At 74.7% G+C, this 16,899-nt stretch carries 10 protein-coding genes; 2 read left to right on the forward strand and 8 right to left on the reverse strand.

Translation table 11 applies throughout. The annotated features are described in order from the left end of the window. Positions 1-21: 21 nt before the first annotated feature. The 3 genes from D0T12_RS32140 to D0T12_RS32150 all read right to left on the reverse strand — a co-directional run bounded on the left by D0T12_RS32140 (position 22) and on the right by D0T12_RS32150 (position 3,327). Entirely contained in the window at positions 22-1,317 is a 1,296-nt protein-coding gene (locus D0T12_RS32140) for a cytochrome P450 (RefSeq protein ID WP_158581709.1), read from the reverse strand. Beyond that, on the reverse strand, positions 1,310-1,813 hold the full coding sequence (locus tag D0T12_RS32145; protein ID WP_117404515.1) for an SRPBCC family protein: 504 nt from the start codon (positions 1,811-1,813) through the stop codon (positions 1,310-1,312). The genes D0T12_RS32140 and D0T12_RS32145 overlap by 8 nt, the downstream gene beginning before the upstream one ends. 65 nt (positions 1,814-1,878) lie before the next feature. After that, positions 1,879-3,327, reverse strand: coding sequence for an MFS transporter (locus D0T12_RS32150; RefSeq protein WP_117404517.1), 1,449 nt, complete (start codon positions 3,325-3,327; stop codon positions 1,879-1,881). Between the two features lie 264 nt (positions 3,328-3,591). On the opposite strand from D0T12_RS32150, the gene D0T12_RS32155 reads away from it, so the two are divergent. Together D0T12_RS32155 and D0T12_RS32160 are read left to right on the forward strand one after the other, a co-directional pair. After that, positions 3,592-4,479, forward strand: coding sequence for an AfsR/SARP family transcriptional regulator (locus D0T12_RS32155; protein ID WP_117404519.1), 888 nt, complete (start codon positions 3,592-3,594; stop codon positions 4,477-4,479). A 31-nt stretch (positions 4,480-4,510) separates the two neighbouring features. After that, entirely contained in the window at positions 4,511-4,936 is a 426-nt protein-coding gene (locus tag D0T12_RS32160; protein ID WP_199487830.1) for a nuclear transport factor 2 family protein, read from the forward strand. Between the two features lie 94 nt (positions 4,937-5,030). Here D0T12_RS32160 and D0T12_RS32165 read toward each other — a convergent pair whose 3' ends face one another. The 5 genes from D0T12_RS32165 to D0T12_RS32185 are packed head-to-tail and all read right to left on the reverse strand — an operon-like array spanning position 5,031 to position 16,843. Next, the gene (locus D0T12_RS32165; protein ID WP_117404521.1) at positions 5,031-5,306 is read right to left on the reverse strand and encodes an acyl carrier protein; all 276 of its coding nucleotides are present in this window, start codon (positions 5,304-5,306) and stop codon (positions 5,031-5,033) included. Beyond that, the gene (locus tag D0T12_RS32170; protein WP_117404523.1) at positions 5,303-6,268 is read right to left on the reverse strand and encodes an aromatase/cyclase; all 966 of its coding nucleotides are present in this window, start codon (positions 6,266-6,268) and stop codon (positions 5,303-5,305) included. The genes D0T12_RS32165 and D0T12_RS32170 overlap by 4 nt, the downstream gene beginning before the upstream one ends. A 9-nt stretch (positions 6,269-6,277) precedes the next feature. Beyond that, positions 6,278-7,057 (reverse strand): SDR family NAD(P)-dependent oxidoreductase, encoded by a 780-nt coding sequence (locus D0T12_RS32175; protein WP_117404525.1) that lies wholly within the window; start codon positions 7,055-7,057, stop codon positions 6,278-6,280. Next, complete coding sequence (locus D0T12_RS32180) at positions 7,050-15,905, reverse strand: type I polyketide synthase (RefSeq protein WP_117404527.1); 8,856 nt, start codon at positions 15,903-15,905, stop codon at positions 7,050-7,052. The genes D0T12_RS32175 and D0T12_RS32180 overlap by 8 nt, the downstream gene beginning before the upstream one ends. Next, the gene (locus D0T12_RS32185; protein ID WP_117404529.1) at positions 15,902-16,843 is read right to left on the reverse strand and encodes an acyltransferase domain-containing protein; all 942 of its coding nucleotides are present in this window, start codon (positions 16,841-16,843) and stop codon (positions 15,902-15,904) included. Before D0T12_RS32185 ends, D0T12_RS32180 begins: the two co-directional genes overlap by 4 nt. Positions 16,844-16,899 lie beyond the last annotated feature (56 nt).

Below are 16,899 nucleotides of genomic sequence, written 5' to 3' on the forward strand. Positions count from 1 at the left end.
GGTTCGTTCACTCCAGACGGGTCACCAGGTCACGGGCAGCGCTTCGACGCCGTACACGAGCCCGCCGTCCTTGAAGGACAGCTCCTCGAACGGGACGGCGAGCCGCAGCTCGGGCAGCGCGCGGTAGAGCGCGCGGAACACGACCTCCAGTTCCAGCCGGGCCAGCTCCGACCCGAGGCACAGGTGGCGGCCGTGACCGAACGCCAGGTGCCTGCGGGACCCGCGGGTGATGTCGAGCTCGTCGGGACGGTCGAACGCCTCGGGGTCCCGGTTGGCGGCGGCGGTGAGCGGGAAGACGCCGTCGCCCTCCCGGATCTCGGTGCCCGCGATCGTCAGGTCGGTGCGCGCGACGCGCGCCGTGGTGAGGTCGGTGACGCTGAGGTAGCGCAGCAGTTCCTCGACGGCGGACGGCGCCAGGTCGGGGTCGCCGCGCAGGAGGTCGAGCTGCTCCGGATGGCGCAGCAGCGCCAGCGTGCCCAGCGCGATCATGCTGGCGGTGCTCTCGTGCCCGCCGTTGAACAGCAGCCGCGTCAGATGGACCAGCTCGTGGAAGTCGTCCTCGCGGGGGAAGGCGCCGGTGAGTTTGGAGACCAGGTCGTCGCCGGGCCGGTCGTACTTGGCCGCGACGAGGGCGCGGAAGTAGTCGTCCAGCTCGTTGACGGCCTCCTTGCGCTCGGCGGCCGTGGCCGTCCCGCCGAACATGGTGCGGGTGCGGACGTGCAGGAAGTCCTTGTCCTTCGCGGGGATCCCGAGCAGCTCCATGATCACCGAGATGGTGATCGGCAGGGCGAGGTCGGCGAGCAGGTCCGCCGGCGGGCCCGCGTCCCGCAGCGCGCCGATCCGCCGGTCGACGATCTCCTCGACGCGGGGCCGCAGCAGCTTGACGCGCCGGACGGTGAAGTCCTTGGCGACCCTTCTGCGGTAGTCGGTGTGCTGGGGCGGGTCCATGCCGAGCAGGGACGAGTTGAGCGTGAAGTCCTCGGGGATCGGGAACGGGGCGGGGAAACCGGGATGGCCCCGGTCGTTGCCGAGCCGCTCGTCGTTCAGCGCCTCCCGGACCTCGTCGTACCGGGTGACGACCCAGGTCGGTCCGCCCGCGGAGCGCGGGACCCTGGGCAGGCCCGGCAGCGCGCGGCACTCGCCGTGCCGGTCGGGCGGGGCGAACGGGCCGGGGCGGCGCCACGGGAAGAGCGCGCCGCGCGGCTCGCGCTCGTGGTGCTCGCGCTCGTGGTGCTCGTGCGCGTGGTTCTCGTGCGCGCGGTCCTCGTGCGCGCGGTCCTCGTGCGCGCGGTCGTGGGGGCATTCGCGGTCAGGCATGGTCGCCTCCTGAGGTGAGGGTGGCGGCGAAGCGGGCGAGCGTTTCGCCGGGGCTCGGGCCGTCGATGGCCGCGCGGACGCGGGCGGCGGCCCGGCCGTGCCGCGCCAGGTCCACATGCGCCAGTTCCACGCGGGTCGAGCCGGGTCCGTCCGGGGTGAAGGTCACCTCCACCCGGCTGGCCCGCTCGTCGTCGTCGATGGGACGGAAGTCGCCGTCGACGCGCCACGTCAGCACGAGGCGGTGCGGCGGCTCCCAGACCAGCACGCGGCCCCAGTCGAGTTCGGAGCCGTCGGCGGAACGCTCGTACCAGCGGCCGCCCGCCCGCGGCTCGAAGATCACTTGTTCCCGCGCGGCGACGAGCACGTGGGTGTCCGGCCACCACTCGGTCGGCCGCCCGGCGAAGTGCGCGAAGGCGCGGTCCACCGGCACGGGGACGTCGACGGACTTGCGGACGGGAGGGACCGCGTCGGCGGTCGCTCGCTGGATCGCATCCATGGGGCCACTCTCGCCCGCGCCCGTCGACGTCCTGTCGGGATGCTGTCGAGAGGCGTGAAGAAGGCTCAGCCCCGCGCGTCCCGTTCCTGGGCGGGGCGGACCTTCGGGACGGCGAGGGCCGCGGCGACCCCGAGCAGCGGGAACAGCGCCGACACCAGCAGGGCGCGGTCGAAGCCCGCGGCGAGCGCCCCTTCGGTGACGTCGCCCCCGTGCGCGACGGCGCTGGTGTGCGCGGCGGCGACGACGGCGAGGACGCCGAGCCCGAGCGCGCCGCCGACCTGGCGGCTGGTGTTGAGCAGCCCGGACACCAGGCCCTGCTCGCGGTAGCCGACCTCGGAGGTGCCCGCGACGGTCATGGACGCCGACACCAGCCCCTGGCCGATGCCGAGCACCAGCGTCGGCCCGAACAGGTCGGTGAGGAAGTCGGCGTCCGCTCCGGCACGCGACAGCCATGCCAGGCCGGCCGCCGACAGCAGCAGCCCGGCGACCAGCAGTGGGCGCGGGCCGATCTTCGGCACGAGCGGGGCGATGCCGCGAGCGGCCACGACGATGCCGAGGGAGAGCGGCAGGTACGCGAACCCGGTCTCCAGCGGGCTGTAGCCGAGGACGAGCTGGAGCAGCAGCGTGAACAGGAAGAACGTCCCCCACAGGGCGGCGGTGCTGGTGAACGCGACCAGGTTGGCCGCCGTGACGGAGCGGTTGCGGAAGATGCCGAGCGGCACCAGCGGGTGGCTGTCGCGGCGGGCCTCGTTCACGGCGAACAGGGTCAGCAGGACGACGGCGAGGCCCAGGCTCACGATGATCTGCGGCGAACTCCAGCCCTCCTTCTCGGACCGGACGATCCCGTACACGAGCAGGATCAGCCCGGCCGTGATGGCGAGGGCGCCGGGAAGGTCCATCCGGCGGTCGTCGTCGTCCTTGCGGGACTCGGTGACCGCGTACAGGGCGCCCGCCGTCAGCAGAATGCCGACGGGGACGTTGACGAGCAGGATCCAGCGCCAGGACAGCCACTCGGTGATGGCGCCGCCGACCAGGGCGCCGATCGCCCCGCCGCCCGCGGCGACCGCGCCCCAGAGCCCGAACGCGCGGGCGCGCCGCTCCCGGTCGGTGAAGGTGGTGCCGAGGACGGTCAGCGTCGCCGGCGCCATGATCGCCGCGCCGAGGCCCTGCACGCCCCGCGCGACCAGCAGCGACGCCGGGTTCCAGGCCAGGCCGCCGGCCAGACTCGCGAGCGTGAACACGCCGATGCCGCCGACGAACACGCGGCGGCGCCCGTAGATGTCGGCGAGCCGCCCGCCGAGCAGCAGGAATCCGGCGAACACGATCGTGTACGCGTTGATGATCCATTGCAGTGAGCCGGTCTGGAAGTGCAACGCCGTCCGGATGGAGGGAAGCGCGACGTTCATCACCGAGGCGTCCAGCACCACCAGGAACTGTCCGGCGCAGCAGACGGCGAGGACGAGCCCCAGCCGCTCCGACGTGCCCCTCTCGGCAACCGTCGTTTCTGTCGTCACCGAGAATCACTCCTCTTCGGTGGACGAGGGGTTCTCTGACGTCGCGCTTGATAACCCGTCGCGGTCGGGGGGAAACGCGCTCACCCAGACCGCGGAGTACTCCTTTCGATACCCGTGACCGACCGAAGGGCTCACCCGGCGGTGGACGTTCGGAGGCGCCACGCGTCACCGAACGACGATGCGGCGCTTAGAGCGCCTCTTCACGGCTAAAGGCGGCGAATGTCATGAACGACGACGACCAGATCCACGGAGGTCGAAACTCGTATGCTCCACTACAAGCTGCTCGGCCCATTGGAGGTCGCGGGCGGCGGATCGGCGTTCGCGCCGACCGCGCCGCGTGTTCTGAACACGCTCGCGCTGCTCCTGGTACGCGGTGGTCGCGTCGTGCCACTCGACACGATCATCGAGGAGCTGTGGGGGGACGACCCGCCGCGCAGCGCGGCCCGCACCGCCCAGACGTACGTGTACCAGATCCGGCGCTGGCTGACCGCCGACGCCACCGCGGCGGAGGACGAGGACGTCCTCCTCACCCGCCCGCCCGGCTACCTGCTGCGGGTCGCGCCCGAGCAACTGGACCTCAGCCGGTTCGACCGGCTGCTCGCCGAGGGCCGCGCGCTGCTCCAGGGCGGCCGTGCCGCCGACGCCGTCGACCCGCTGTGCCGCGCGCTCGAACTGTGGACGGGCCCGCCGATGGCCAACGTCGAGCTGGGCCGGGTGCTGGAGAGCCACGCGGCGGCGCTGGACGAGCACCGCGCCCACGCGCTGAACCTGCGGATCGAGGCCGAGTTGCGGCTCGGCCGGCATCGGGAGCTCATCGGCGAGTTGCGGTCGCTGGTCGCGCTGAAGCCGTACGACGAGTGGTACCACACCCTCCTGGTGTGCGCGTTGGCGCGTTCCGGCCGCCGCTACGACGCGCTTGAAGCGTTCCACACGGCCCGGCACCTCCTCGCCGAGGACCTCGGGCTCAGTCCGTCCCCCGAACTGAGCGAGGTGCACACCGCCGTCCTCCAGGGCGAGCAGCCGAGGACACCGCCGGCGTGCGCCGGCGACCGGACGGCGGCGCCCACCGGTCCAGGCGCCGTGAACCGGATCGTGCCGAGGCCCCGGCCGCCGCGGCGCGCCGGGCTGCCGTCCGCGCAGCCCGTCCACTGACCGGAATCCGTCTCACCGAAAGGAAGCATCCGTGCCGACCACCATCGCGCCCGCCGAGCTGCGGGCCGCCATCGACGACTTCTACGCCTGGCACATGCAGCTCCTCGACACCGGAAGGGTCGAGGAGTGGGCGGACGCCTTCACCCCCGACGGCGTGTTCGACGCGCAGGGCCATCCCGAGCCGGTCCGCGGCCGGGACCGGATCCGCTCGGCGTCCCGGGCGGTCGCCGACAAGCTCGCGGAGGCGGGGATCGTCCGGCGGCACTGGCTCGGCATGAGCCACATCGTCCCCGAGGACGGGAGCGTGCGGGTGAGCAGCTACGCCCTGGTGTTCCAGTCGAGCGAGCAGAACGGGACCGTCCTGCACGCCAGCACCACCTGTGAGGACGTCCTGGTCCCGGACGGCGATTCCTGGCTGATCCGGGAACGGGTCGTCCGGGTCGACGGGATGTCCTGACGAGAACCGATTCTCGGAAACACACGCGAAAGAGCCGGCGCCCCTCATGGGCCGCCGGCTCTTTCGCGGTTCTATCCTTTACGCGTTCTACCCTTTACGCGTTCTGTCCTTGTGCGCTCTGTCCGAGCCTGGCGTTGACGAATTCCAGGTATTCGCGGGGTGTCTCCAGTTCGGCGGTCTCCTCCTCGGGCAGTTCGACGCCGAACATGCGCTCCACCTGCGCGGTGGTCTCCATGACGGCCAGCGAGTCGTAGCCGAGGTCGGAGAACGGCACCTCCAGGAGGTCGATCGAACCGTCCTCCAGCGTCTCCGCCTCGCCCGCCGCCGTACGCAGCGCGTCCTTCAGCCCGTCCAGGGTCAGTTCCTTCATGCTCCGCTCCTCTCGTTCTCCGCGTACCGCCGGGCCGCGCGCAGGGTCGCCCTGCTGTTGGCGCCGAGCGTCTCGCGGATCTTCCGCCGCACGGTCGGCAGGTCCATCCCGCCGGCCGCCTCGGGCAGCGCCTCGGGGTCGATGACCACCGTGTGCCGGGACGTGACCCGGACCGCGCCGTCCCCGGCCGGCTCGAACAGCCACTCGCCGTTGTGGGTCCGCATGACGGGCGGCGTGGTGGTCTGCTTGTAGATGATGCGCTCGCCCGGCACGCACACCCGACCGGAGGCCGTGGCGTGCGCCGACCCGTCGGGTGACCGCGTGTCCATCTCCATGAACTGGAGGCCGGGCTCGTCCTCGGTCAGGGCGACGCGCAGCACGTGCGGGAGCCGCTCCGGCCACTTGTCGCACTCGTTGACGAAGTCGTAGGCCGCCTCCAGCGGGCCGTGGACGAGTTCGTCGTCGCTGAACTCCAGGGTCAGGCCGGTGGCGGCCTCGGTCTCGGCCGCGCGCCTGAGCGCGTCCAGTTCGGCGCCGCTGTTGGTGTCGACGGCCCGGTCGATGAGCGCGAGGGCGTCGGGGTCACCGTCCACGGCGGCGTAGTCGTGGACCAGGACGACGTGGGAGCCGCCGTCCCCGTCGGGCTCGATCCGCCAGGTCCCGCGCATCGCGGCGACCGGGGCGCTCGGCTCGGCCTGCGCGAACTCGACGGTCCGCGCGTCCGGGTCGAGGGTGCGCTCCGACACCCAGGTGCGCGGCGCGCCGTTGGCGAAGGCCCAGATCCGGATGCGTTCCGCACGGTCGTCGCCGGAGAGCCGGACGGCGTGCACGGTCGGCGGGAAGTGCACCGGCCAGGTCGTCACGTCCGCCACGATCCGGTAGACCGCGTCGGGCGGCGCCTTGATCCGGGTGGTGTGCTCGGTGTGCCGGGTCGCCGGCGCGGAATCCTTTCGTACGGTCATCGGCGCTCCTCAGAAGTTGCCCAGTCCGCCGCAGACGTTCATCGCCTGAGCGGTGATCGCCGCGGTGTCCGGGCCGGCCAGGTAGGCGACCATCGCGGCGACCTCGTCGGGCGTCGTGTAGCGGCCGAGCGGGATCTTGGCCTCGAAGCGGGCCAGCACCTCGCCCTCGGTGACGTCCCAGTAGTCGGCGTAGCCGCGGCGGATGGTCCGCGCCATCGGGGTCTCGACGTAGCCGGGGCAGACGGCGTTCACGGTGACGCCGCTCTTGGCCAGCTCCAGGCCGAGCGCCTTGGTGAAGCCGACGACGCCGTGCTTGGACGCCGAGTACGGCGCCCCCAGGACGACGCCCTGCTTGCCCGCCGTGGACGCGATGTTGATGACGCGCCCCCACCCGGCGTCCTTCAGTCCGGACGCCAGGAACGCCCGCGTCACGCGGAAGACGCTCGTCAGGTTGGTGGCGATGACGTCGTCCCACAGTTCGTCGGGGATCTGCGCGGTCTGCCCGCCGCCGCCGCGCCCGACGTTGTTGACCACCACGTTGATCGGACCGGCGGAGTTGGCCTCCTCGACCAGCGACCGGATCCGGTCCGCGTCGCGGACGTCGCAGGCGGTGCCGTCCACGTCGCCGCCGGCGTCACGCAGCTCCTTGACCGTCCGGGCGACGGCCTCGCCGTCACGCGCGCAGATGAACACCCGCGCGCCCTCCCCTGCCAGCCGCTCGGCGACCGCGCGGCCGATGCCGCTGGTCGCCCCGCTCACGAAGGCGTGGCGGTCGCACTGTTCACTCATCGTCCCTCTCCTTCCGGTCGGCGGTTCGGTCGCCGGGCGGCAGCGCCGCCCGGATGGCCCCGGCCAGTTCGGCGGGGGTCGGGTGGTCCTTGACCACGGTGGTCGGCAGTTCGGTCCCGAGCTCGCGGTTGACGCGGTTGCGCAGGTCGACGCTGAGCAGGGAGTCGAAGCCGAGTTCCTTGAACGCGTCGTCCGGTCCGACAGCACCGGGCTCGGGGTACCCGAGGATCTCCCCGGCGGTGTCGCACAGGGCCGCGGTCAGGACGCGTTCCAGTTCGTCGCCGGAGACGCCGCGCAGGCGCTCCGCGAGACCGGCGCCGGACGCCTCGCCGTCCTCGGTGGGCTCCGGGGCGGGGCGGACGACGTCGGCGAGCATCGGGACCGTGCCCGGTCGCACGTCGCGGACGTCCAGGTTCGTCGGGACGAGGTGGTCGCGGGGCGACCGCAGCGCGGCGTCGAACAGGGCGAGCGCGCGTGCGGCGGGCAGCGGGGCGATCCCGGTGCGGCGCAGCCTGCCGACCTGCTCGCCGGACAGGTGGCCGGTCATGCCGCCGCGCTCGTCCCAGAGCCCCCAGGAGAGCGAGACGGCGGGCAGGCCCCGGGCGCGCCGGTGGCCCGCGAGGGCGTCCAGCCAGGTGTTGGCGGCGGCGTAGTTGGACTGCCCGGGGGCGCCGAGCACGCCGACCGCCGAGGAGAACATGATGAACGCCTCCAGGTCCGTGTCCCGGGTCAGGTCGTGCAGGTGCCAGGCGGCGTCCACCTTGGGGCGCAGGACGGCGTCGACGCGGGCGCCGGTCAGGGTGGCGGCGAGTCCGTCGTCCAGGGTTCCGGCGGCGTGGACCACGGCGGTCGGCGAATGGTCGGCGAGGAGGCGGGCCAGCGCGTCCCGATCGGCGACGTCGCAGGCGGGGAAGGCGACCTCGGCGCCGAGGCCGGTGAGTTCGGCTTCCAGCTCCGGGACGCCGTCGGCGGCGCGTCCCCGGCGGCCGGCCAGGACGAGCCCGCGCACGCCGTGCTCGCGGACGAGGTGCCGCGCCAGGAGGGCGCCCAGCCTTCCCGTCCCACCGGTGATGAGCACCGTCGCGTGGGGTCCGAAGGGCGCGGGCGGCGGGACGGTCAGGACGAGCTTGCCGATGTGCCCGGCGTGCCGCAGGGTTCGGAGCGCCTCGGGTGCCCGCCGCACGTCGTAGGTCTGGATCGGGAGGGGCGGCAACGCGCCGTCCTCGTGCAGGGCGAGCACGGCGCGCAGGACCTCGCCGACCCGCTCGGGTTCGACGCTCAGCAGGTCGTAGGCGGCATACCGGACCTGGGGGTGTTCGGTCCGCACGGTTCCGGGGTCGCGGACGTCGGTCTTGCCGATCTCGACGAAGCGTCCGCCGGGGCGGAGGGTGCGGAGCGAGGCGTCCACGGTCTCGCGGGCCAGCGAGTTGAGGACGACGTCGATCCGTCCCCGGAACCGCTCCTCGAACCCCAGGTCGCGGGACGAGGCGATGTGGTCGTCGTCGAGGCCCAGCTCGCGCAGGACGTGCTGCTTGGGCGGGCTCGCGGTGGCGTACACCTCGGCGCCGAGGTGCCGGGCGAGTTCGACGGCCGCCAGCCCGACGCCGCCGGTCGCCGCGTGGATCAGCACGCTCTCCCCCGGTCCCAGCTTCGCGATCTCGACCAGGCACTGGTAGGCGGTGGCGAAGACGATCGGCACCGACGCGGCGCGGGCGAACGTCCAGCCCGGCGGCACGGGCACGACCTTGCGGGCGTCGGCGACGGCGACGGGCCCGTGGGAGCGCTCGAAGACGCCCATGACCCGGTCCCCGGGGCGCGGCGCCGTGACTCCGGGACCGGTCTCGGTGACGATCCCCGCGCCTTCGCCGCCCATGGTCCGTTCGGTGGGAACCAGGCGCAGCGCGACGGCGATGTCGCGGAAGTTCAGCCCGGAGGCGCGGACGGCGACGCGGACCTCGCCCTCGCCGAGCGGCCGCCCGGACTCGGGGGCGGGGACGAGCGCCAGGTCGTCCAGCGAGCCCCGGCGGGTGACGTCCAGCCGCCAGGGGCCCTCGCCCGGTGGAACGAGTCCGTCGTCGCCGGGACGGGCCAGCCGGGGGGCGTACAGGCGGCCCCGCCGAACGGCCAGTTCGGCTTCTTCGGTCCCGAGAGCCCTGGTCAGCGCTTCCTCGCTCCGTTCGTCGCCGTCGCCGTCGCCGTCGATCAGGACGAGGCGGCCGGTGCGTTCGGAGCGGGCCGAGCGCACGAGCCCGGTCACCGTCGCCTGCGCCAGCCCGGCGACGTCGTCGCCGGGAAGGACGCGTTGCGCGTTCTTAGTGATGACGGCGACGGTGTCGGAGTCCGGGATGTTCTGGAGCTTCTCCAGGACGGCTCGTGCCGCGCGGTGAGCGTCGTCCGGCATGGTGCCGTCCAGGTCAGGCACATGCACGAGGTGCGCCTCGGGCGGCTCGCCGTCCTGCTCGCGGTGCTGTTCGCCGGTCAGCTCATGCCATGCGGTCTCGTAGAGGGCGCCCGGCGCGTCGCCCGCGAGCGGCCGCAGTTCGAGTGACTCGACGACGGCGACGGCGCGTCCCTCGTCGTCGGTGGCCTCCAGCCGCGCCGTCCCGTCGCCGGCTCGGATCAGCCGCACGCGGAGCGACGAGGCGTCGGTGAGTTCGCAGGCGACGCCCTTCCAGACGAACGGGACGTCCGTGGGTCCTTCGCCGGGCAGGAGCAGCGGGTGGAGGGCGGCGTCCAGCAGCGCGGGGTGGACGCGGTGCGCGCCCCGGTCCTGGTCGGTGCCGACCTCGGCGTAGAGGTCGTCGCCGTTCCGCCACGCGCGGCGCAGGCCGCGGAAGGCGGGGCCGTAGCCGTAACCGCGTTCGGCGAGCCGGTCGTAGGCGCCGTCCAGCGGCAGCGGTTCCGCGCCGGGCGGCGGCCACGTCCCGGCGGGGGCGACCGTCATGGCCGCGGCGCCGTCCTCCAGGGTTCCGGTGGCGTGCCTGGTCCAGTCCTCGGCGTCACGGGGGCGGGACTCGATGACGACCGACCGGTCCGCGCCGGCCAGCAGACGCACCTCGACCTCGCCGGAGGCGGGGACCGGCAGCGGACGTTCCAGCACCAGCTCGCGCAGGCGGGGGTGACCGATCCGGGCGCCCGCCGCGCAGGCCATCTCGACCTGGGCCGTGCCGGGAAGCAGGATCTCCCCCGCGACCTCGTGGTCGGCGAGCCACGGGTGCCGCGCGACGGACAGCCGCCCGGTGCGCAGGACGCCGCCGCCGGGCAGGTCCACCTCGGCGTCCAGCAGCGGATGCCCGGCCTTCGCCGCGCCCGCGAGGCCCGCCGCGCCCGGGACCCCGGCGGACGTCCAGTAGCGGCGGTGCTCGAACGGGTAGGTCGGCATCGGCACGATCCGGCCCCCGGGGACGAACGCGGCCCAGTCCACGGACAGGCCGTCGGCGTAGGCGGCGGCGACGCCGGTGAGGAACTGCGCGAGCCCGCCGGCGTCGCGGCGCAGCGTGCCGAGGACGGTCACGTCGCGGTCGCCCGCCGTCCCGCTGATCGCGCGGGCCAGCACCGGATGCGGGCTCACCTCGACGAACCGCGTGTGACCGGCGTCGATCAGCGCGTCCACCGCGTCCTGGAACCGCACGGTGCCGCGGATGTTGTCGAACCAGTAGCGCTCGTCCATCGGCCGGTCGAGCGGCCCGCCGGTCAGCGTCGACCACAGCGGGACGGCCGGGTCGGCCGGGGCGAGCCCGGCGAGGTCGGCGAGCAGCGGGTCGCGCATCGGTTCCATGGCCTCGGTGTGCGAGGCGTAGTCCACGTCCACGCGCCGCGCGTCGACGTCCATGTCCTGGAGGCGGGCGACGAGGTCGTCGAGGGCGTCGGTGTCCCCGGCGACGACGGTGGAGGCCGGCCCGTTCACCGCCGCCGTCCACACCCGGGCGGGCAGTTCGATCTCGTCCGCCGGAAGCGGCACCGAGGCCATGCCGCCGCTGCCCGCGACCTTCCGCAGCGCCCGGCTGCGCAGGCACGCCACCTTGGCGGCGTCGTCGAGGGACAGGGCCCCGGACACGCAGGCCGCCGCGATCTCGCCCTGCGAGTGCCCGACGACCGCCGCCGGGCGGACCCCGGCCGACTCCCACAGCCGGGCGAGCGACACCATCACCGCGAACAGCGCCGGTTGGACGACGTCCACCCGGTCCAGCGGATCGTTCTCCAGCACGTCCCGGAGCGACCAACCGCAGTGGGCCGACAGCGCCCGCTCGCACTCGGCCATCCGCTCGCGGAACACCCGGGACTCGCGCAGCAGGTCGAGAGCCATGCCCCGCCACTGCGCCCCCTGCCCGGAGAACACGAACACCGGATCGGACGCGTCCCCGGCTTCGGCCCGGACCACCGCGGGCGACCGGTAGCCGCGCACGGCCGCCGGGATCCCGGCGCCCCGGGCGAGGGTCTCCAGGCCGGCCATGAGGTCGTCGCGGTCGTCGCCGACGACGGCGGCGCGCCACCGCATCGGCGTTCGGGCCGCCAGCGTCCGGGCGATGTCGGCGGGCCGCTCCTCCGGACGCGCGGCCATGAACTCGCGGATCCGTTCCGCCTGCGCGCGCAGCGCGGGTCCGGTGCGGGCCGACAGCGGCAGCGGAATGGGACCCGGATCGCTCGGCTCCCCGCCGGGCCGTGCCGCGCCCTCCTCGACGGAATCGTCGACGATCTCCTCGATGATGACGTGCGCGTTGGTGCCGCTGATCCCGAACGAGGAGACGGCGGCCCGGCGCGGACGGTCCGCACGCGGCCACGGCACCGGGTCGGTGAGCAGCGCCAGGCCGCTTTCGGCCCAGTCGACGTGCCCGGACGGCTCGCGGACGTGCAGCGTGCGGGGCAGCCGCCCGGCGCGCAACGCCTCCACCATCTTGAGCAGACCGCCGATGCCCGCCGCCGCCTGGGCGTGCCCGATGTTCGACTTCAGCGAGCCCAGCCGGACCGGGTCGTCCGCCGCGCGGGCGGCGCCGTAGGTGCGGGCCAGCGCGCCCGCCTCGACGGGGTCGCCCAGCGCGGTGCCCGTGCCGTGCGCCTCGATCGCGTCCACGTCGGCGGGGCCGATCCCGGCGCGGTCCAGCGCGTCCCTGATGACCTGCTCCTGGGCGGTGCCGTTCGGCGCGGTGAGCCCGTTGCCCGCCCCGTCCTGATTGATGGCGCTGCCGCGCAGGACGGCCAGGACGGGACGTCCCGCCCGCCGCGCGTCGCCCAGCCGCTGCAACACGACCAGCCCGGCCCCCTCGGCCCAGGCGGTGCCGTCCGCGTCGGCGGAGAACGCCTTGCAGCGGCCGTCGGACGCGAGTCCCCGCTGGCGGCCGAAGTCCAGGAACATGCCGGGCGTCGCCAGGACGGTGACGCCTCCAGCGAGCGCCGTGTCGCATTCGCCCTGCCGGATCGCCTGCGCCGCCATGTGCACGCCGACCAGGGACGCCGAGCAGGCGGTGTCCACGGTGACGGCGGGGCCGCGCAGCCCGAGGACGTAGGCGACGCGTCCCGAGGCGACGCTGGGCGCGGTGCCGGTGAGCCGGTGGCCGCGCGTGCCGTCGTCGGGTTCGGCGAGGCGCGGGCCGTAGTCCTGCGCGGTGGCGCCGACGAAGACGCCGGTGCGGCTGCCGCGCAGCGCGTCGCGGCCGAGCCCGGCCCGTTCGCACGCCTCCCACGCGACCTCCAGCAGCAGCCGCTGCTGCGGGTCGATGCCCGCGGCCTCGCGCGGTGAGATCCCGAAGAACGCGGCGTCGAACTCGGCGGCGCCGTCGAGGAAACCGCCCAGGGCCGGAACGCCGGACAGCTCGTCGAGGTCCCAGCCGCGGTCGTCCGGGAACGGCCCGATCGCGTCGGTTCCGGTGTCCACCAGCCGCCACAGGTCCTCGGGCGAACGGACGCCGCCCGGGTAGCGGCAGGCCATCGCGACGACCGCGATGTCGTCGTCGCCCGCGCGGCGTCCCTGCGCGGGCGCGGCCGTCCGGGCCTCGGGCCGCGGACGCGGGGCGGCGGGCTCCGGACGCAGGGCGTCCGCGAGTTCCGCGACGGTGGGATGGTCGAAGAGGAGGGAACCGGGCAGGTCGCGGCCGAGGGCGGCCGACAGCCGGTCGCGGATCACGACGGTCATCCGCGAGTCGACGCCGAGTTCCCGGAACGGCAGGTTCGGGTCGGCCGCCGCGCCGGTGCCGAGGGCCTGTTCGAGCGTCTCGGTGACCAGCCGCCGGGTGTCGGTCTCGGGGACGGCCGGGGCCGTCTCGTCCGGTACCGCCTCGTCCGGGGCCGCGTCGAACCAGTGGCGGTCGCGCTGGAACGCGTAGGTCGGCAGGTCGGTCAGGCGGGCGTCCGTCCCGAAGAAGGCCCTCCAGTCCACGTGGCCTCCGGCGAGGTGGATCCCGGCGAGGGCCGTCGCGGCGGCCTCCGCCTCGTCCCGCCCGCCGGGGAGGCAGGGCAGGGCGGTCACGGCGGGGTCGGAGACGTTCGCGGGGAGCAGGTCGGTGAGCGCGGTGCCGGGACCGGCCTCGACGAAGCGCCGCGCGCCCAGCGCGTGCAGCGCCCGGAGGGCGTCGCCGAACCGGACGGTCCGGCGGGCGTTGCCGGCCCAGTGCCCGGGGTCCGCGAGCCGCCCGGCGTCCAGTTCGGCGCCCGTCACCGACGAGACGATCATCGGCCCGCCGGTCGGACGCCGCCAGCCCAGCCCGGCGGCGACGGCGCGCAGCTCGTCCAGGATCGGCTCGACGAGCGGCGAGTGGACGGCCCGACCGATGCGCAGCCGCCTGGTGCGCCGCCCGACCCCGGCGAAGTGTTCGGCCGCCGCGGTCACGACCGTCTCGTCACCGGCGATCACCACGGACCGGGGGCCGTTGACGGCGGCGACGCCGGCGCGGCCAGGCCGGTCCGCGAGAACGGCGCGGGCCTCGTCCTCGCCCGCCTCCACCGCGACCGCGGCGCCGGACGGCAGCCGCTCGAACAGCCGCCCCCGCGCCGCGACGAACTCGGCCGCGTCGCCGAGGGGAAGCGCCCCGGCGACGTGCGCGGCGGTGATCTCCCCGAGCGAGTGGCCCGCGACGGCGTCGGGCCGGACCCCCCACGATTCCAGCAGCCGGAAGAGCGCCGTCTCGACGGCGAACACGGCCGGTTGCAGCAGTGCCTGGCCGTCCAGCCGGTCGCCGCGCAGCACGTCGAGGACCGGTGCGCCGATCAGCGGTTCCAGCGCGTCGCCGACCTCGTCGAGCGCCCGCGCGAACGCCGGATACGTCTCGTACAGGCGGTGGCCCATGCCCGGGTACTGCACGCCCTGTCCGGGGAACACCAGGGCGGTGCGTCCGTCGCGTCTCCTGACCCGGACCACTCCGGGCGCGTCGCGGCCCGCCGCGAGCTCCCGCAGGCCCGCCGGGTGGTCGCCGGTCACGACGGCGCCGTGCTCGAACACCGTCCGCGAGGTCGCGAGGGAGTGGCCGACGTCCCGCGCGTCCGGTCGGGTCGCGGCCAGGTCGGCGAGCCGTCCGGCCTGGGCGCGCAGGGCCCGTTCCGAGCGTCCGCTCACCACCCACGGGACGGGGCCGGAAGCCGGGCGCCGTGACCGCTCGCCGGGCGGGGCCGCTCCGGCGGCGGCGCGGGGCGGCCCGGCGAGGACGAGATGGCAGTTGGAGCCGCCGAGGCCGAACGCGGAGACGCCCGCGACGCGGTCCCCGTCCGGCCAGTCACCGGTACGGTCACAGACCCGCAGGTTCAGGCCCGCGAGGTCGATCTCGGGGTTGGGCGCGGCGAAGTTCGGCGTCGCGGGAAGCCGCCCGCGCGCCATCCCGGCGGCCGTCTTGACGAGCCCGACGATCCCGGCCGCGCCCTCCAGATGGCCGATGTTCGCCTTCACCGAGCCGACCAGCAGCGGGTCCCCCGGCGGGCGGGCGGCGCCGAGCACCCGGCCCAGCGCCGCCGCCTCCACCGGGTCGCCCCGCCGCGTCCCCGTGCCGTGCAACTCGACGTACCGGACCGCGCCCGGATCGACGCCGGACCGTTCGCAGGCGAGCCGGACCACCGCCTCCTGCGCGTCCCGGCTGGGGGCGGTCAACCCGGGCGTGGCGCCGTCGTTGTTGACCGCGCCGCCCAGGATGACGCAGTGCACGCGGTCGCCGTCCCGCAGCGCCGCGTCGAGCGGCTTGAGCACCACCGCGCCGCCGCCCTCGCCGCGGACGAAGCCGTCGGCGGCCGCGTCCAGGGGACGGCACCGCCCGTCCGGTGACAGCGCGCCCAGTTCCCGGAGCGCCTCGTGGCTCTCCTCCGCGAGGTTCACCTGCACACCGCCCGCGACGGCCAGCTCGCAGTCACCGTTCCGGAGGCTTTGCGCCGCCTGGTGAACCGCCACCAGGGACGACGACTGGGCCGTGTCGACCGTGACGCTGGGGCCGCGCAGGTCGAACACGTGGGAGACGCGTCCGGAGATGAACCCGCGCCGCGTCCCGGTCAGCGTGAAGGGCGACGCTTCGGCGGCGGTGTCACGGGCCCGAAGGAGTTCGTAGTCGTCGGCCATCGCGCCCACGAACACGCCGGTCCGGCCTCCGCGCAGCGACGCGGGCAGGACGCGGGCGTCCTCCAGCGCCTCCCACGTCAGTTCGAGCATCAGGCGCTGCTGCGGGTCGAGCTCTTCGGCCTCCCTTCGCGGGACGCCGAAGAACGCGGCGTCGAAGCCTTCCACGTCGTCGAGGAAGCCGCCGGGGCCGCCGGGGCGGCCCTCCGGCGCCGGGCCGATCGCCTCGCCGCCGCGGCACAGCAGCGACCAGAACTCCTCCAGGCCCGGTCCCCCGGGGACGCGGGCGGACATGCCGATGACGGCGATGGGAGCGCTCATCGTGGGATCAGCTCCTCCGTCGTTCCGAGCACCCGGCTGCGTCCGGCCAGGACGCGGGGGTGCCGGCGGGCGAGCGTCGTGAGGCTCTGCCCCGGTCCGGTCTCCAGCAGCAGGTGGTCGCCGTCGTCCAGGAGCCGGTCCAGCGCGCGGGCGAAGTGGACGGTGCGGGCGGGCTGCCCGATCCAGAAGGACGGGTCGCACGCCCGTTCCGCGGTGAGCGGCGCGGCGTCGTAGGCGGAGTAGAGCCGGACGGAGGGCGGCCGCAACGCGGCACCGGTCCACCGGTCACCGGCCCGGGTCGACGCCGCCGCCACGAGCGGGCTGTGGAAGGCCTGCCGCGCGGGGACGCGCCGCACCGTCATCCCGCGTTCCCTCAGCCGGGACATGGCGCGGCGCAGTGGTCGCTCCGCCGCCGCGAGCAGCAGTTGCCTGGGCGCGTTGACCGCGGCGAGGTGCACGTCCCGGCCGAGCAGCGGTTCCACCTCCGGCACCGAGGCCGCCACGGCGAGCATGCCCCCCGGCTCGGTCGCGGCCAGCGCCGGCAGCCGCGCCATCATCAGGCGCATGCCGTCGGCGAAGTCGAAGACCCCGGCGAGCGCGGCGGCCACCATCTCCCCGGCGGAGTGCCCGAGGAGCGTGTCGGGCGGCCCGTACCGGTCCGCCGTCGCGCGCCCCAGCGCGTACCCGACCGCGTACAGCAGCGGCTGCGCCACCGTGACGTCGTCGAAGTCCGGCGACGGCCGCTCGGCGAGCCACTGTTCGCGCACGTGCGGGCTGCGCGGGCCCATGAGCGCGAACGCCTCGTCCATCGTGCGGGTGAAGTCCTCGTCGGTGCCGTACAGGGACGCGGCCATCCGTGGACGCTGCGCTCCCTGACCCGGGATCAGCAGCGCGATCGGCAGCGGTCGTCCCCCGCCGGTTCGGTGGTCCTCAGTCATGCCTTCTGTCTAGGCGGCCCGCGTCGAGATCCGGCCTAGGGTCATTCGCGCCCGGC

The sequence above is a fragment of the Actinomadura spongiicola genome (assembly GCF_003432485.1).
GTDB lineage: Bacteria > Actinomycetota > Actinomycetes > Streptosporangiales > Streptosporangiaceae > Spirillospora > Spirillospora spongiicola.

Excerpts from the sequence above, each read along its gene's own strand:
- D0T12_RS32140 (WP_158581709.1), bottom strand. The coding sequence starts at position 1,317 with ATGCCTGACCGCGAATGCCCCCACGACCGCGCGCACGAGGACCGCGCG.
- D0T12_RS32145 (WP_117404515.1), bottom strand. The coding sequence starts at position 1,813 with ATGGATGCGATCCAGCGAGCGACCGCCGACGCGGTCCCTCCCGTCCGC.
- D0T12_RS32155 (WP_117404519.1), top strand. The coding sequence starts at position 3,592 with ATGCTCCACTACAAGCTGCTCGGCCCATTGGAGGTCGCGGGCGGCGGA.
- D0T12_RS32165 (WP_117404521.1), bottom strand. The coding sequence starts at position 5,306 with ATGAAGGAACTGACCCTGGACGGGCTGAAGGACGCGCTGCGTACGGCG.
- D0T12_RS32170 (WP_117404523.1), bottom strand. The coding sequence starts at position 6,268 with ATGACCGTACGAAAGGATTCCGCGCCGGCGACCCGGCACACCGAGCAC.
- D0T12_RS32175 (WP_117404525.1), bottom strand. The coding sequence starts at position 7,057 with ATGAGTGAACAGTGCGACCGCCACGCCTTCGTGAGCGGGGCGACCAGC.
- D0T12_RS32180 (WP_117404527.1), bottom strand. The coding sequence starts at position 15,905 with ATGAGCGCTCCCATCGCCGTCATCGGCATGTCCGCCCGCGTCCCCGGG.
- D0T12_RS32185 (WP_117404529.1), bottom strand. The coding sequence starts at position 16,843 with ATGACTGAGGACCACCGAACCGGCGGGGGACGACCGCTGCCGATCGCG.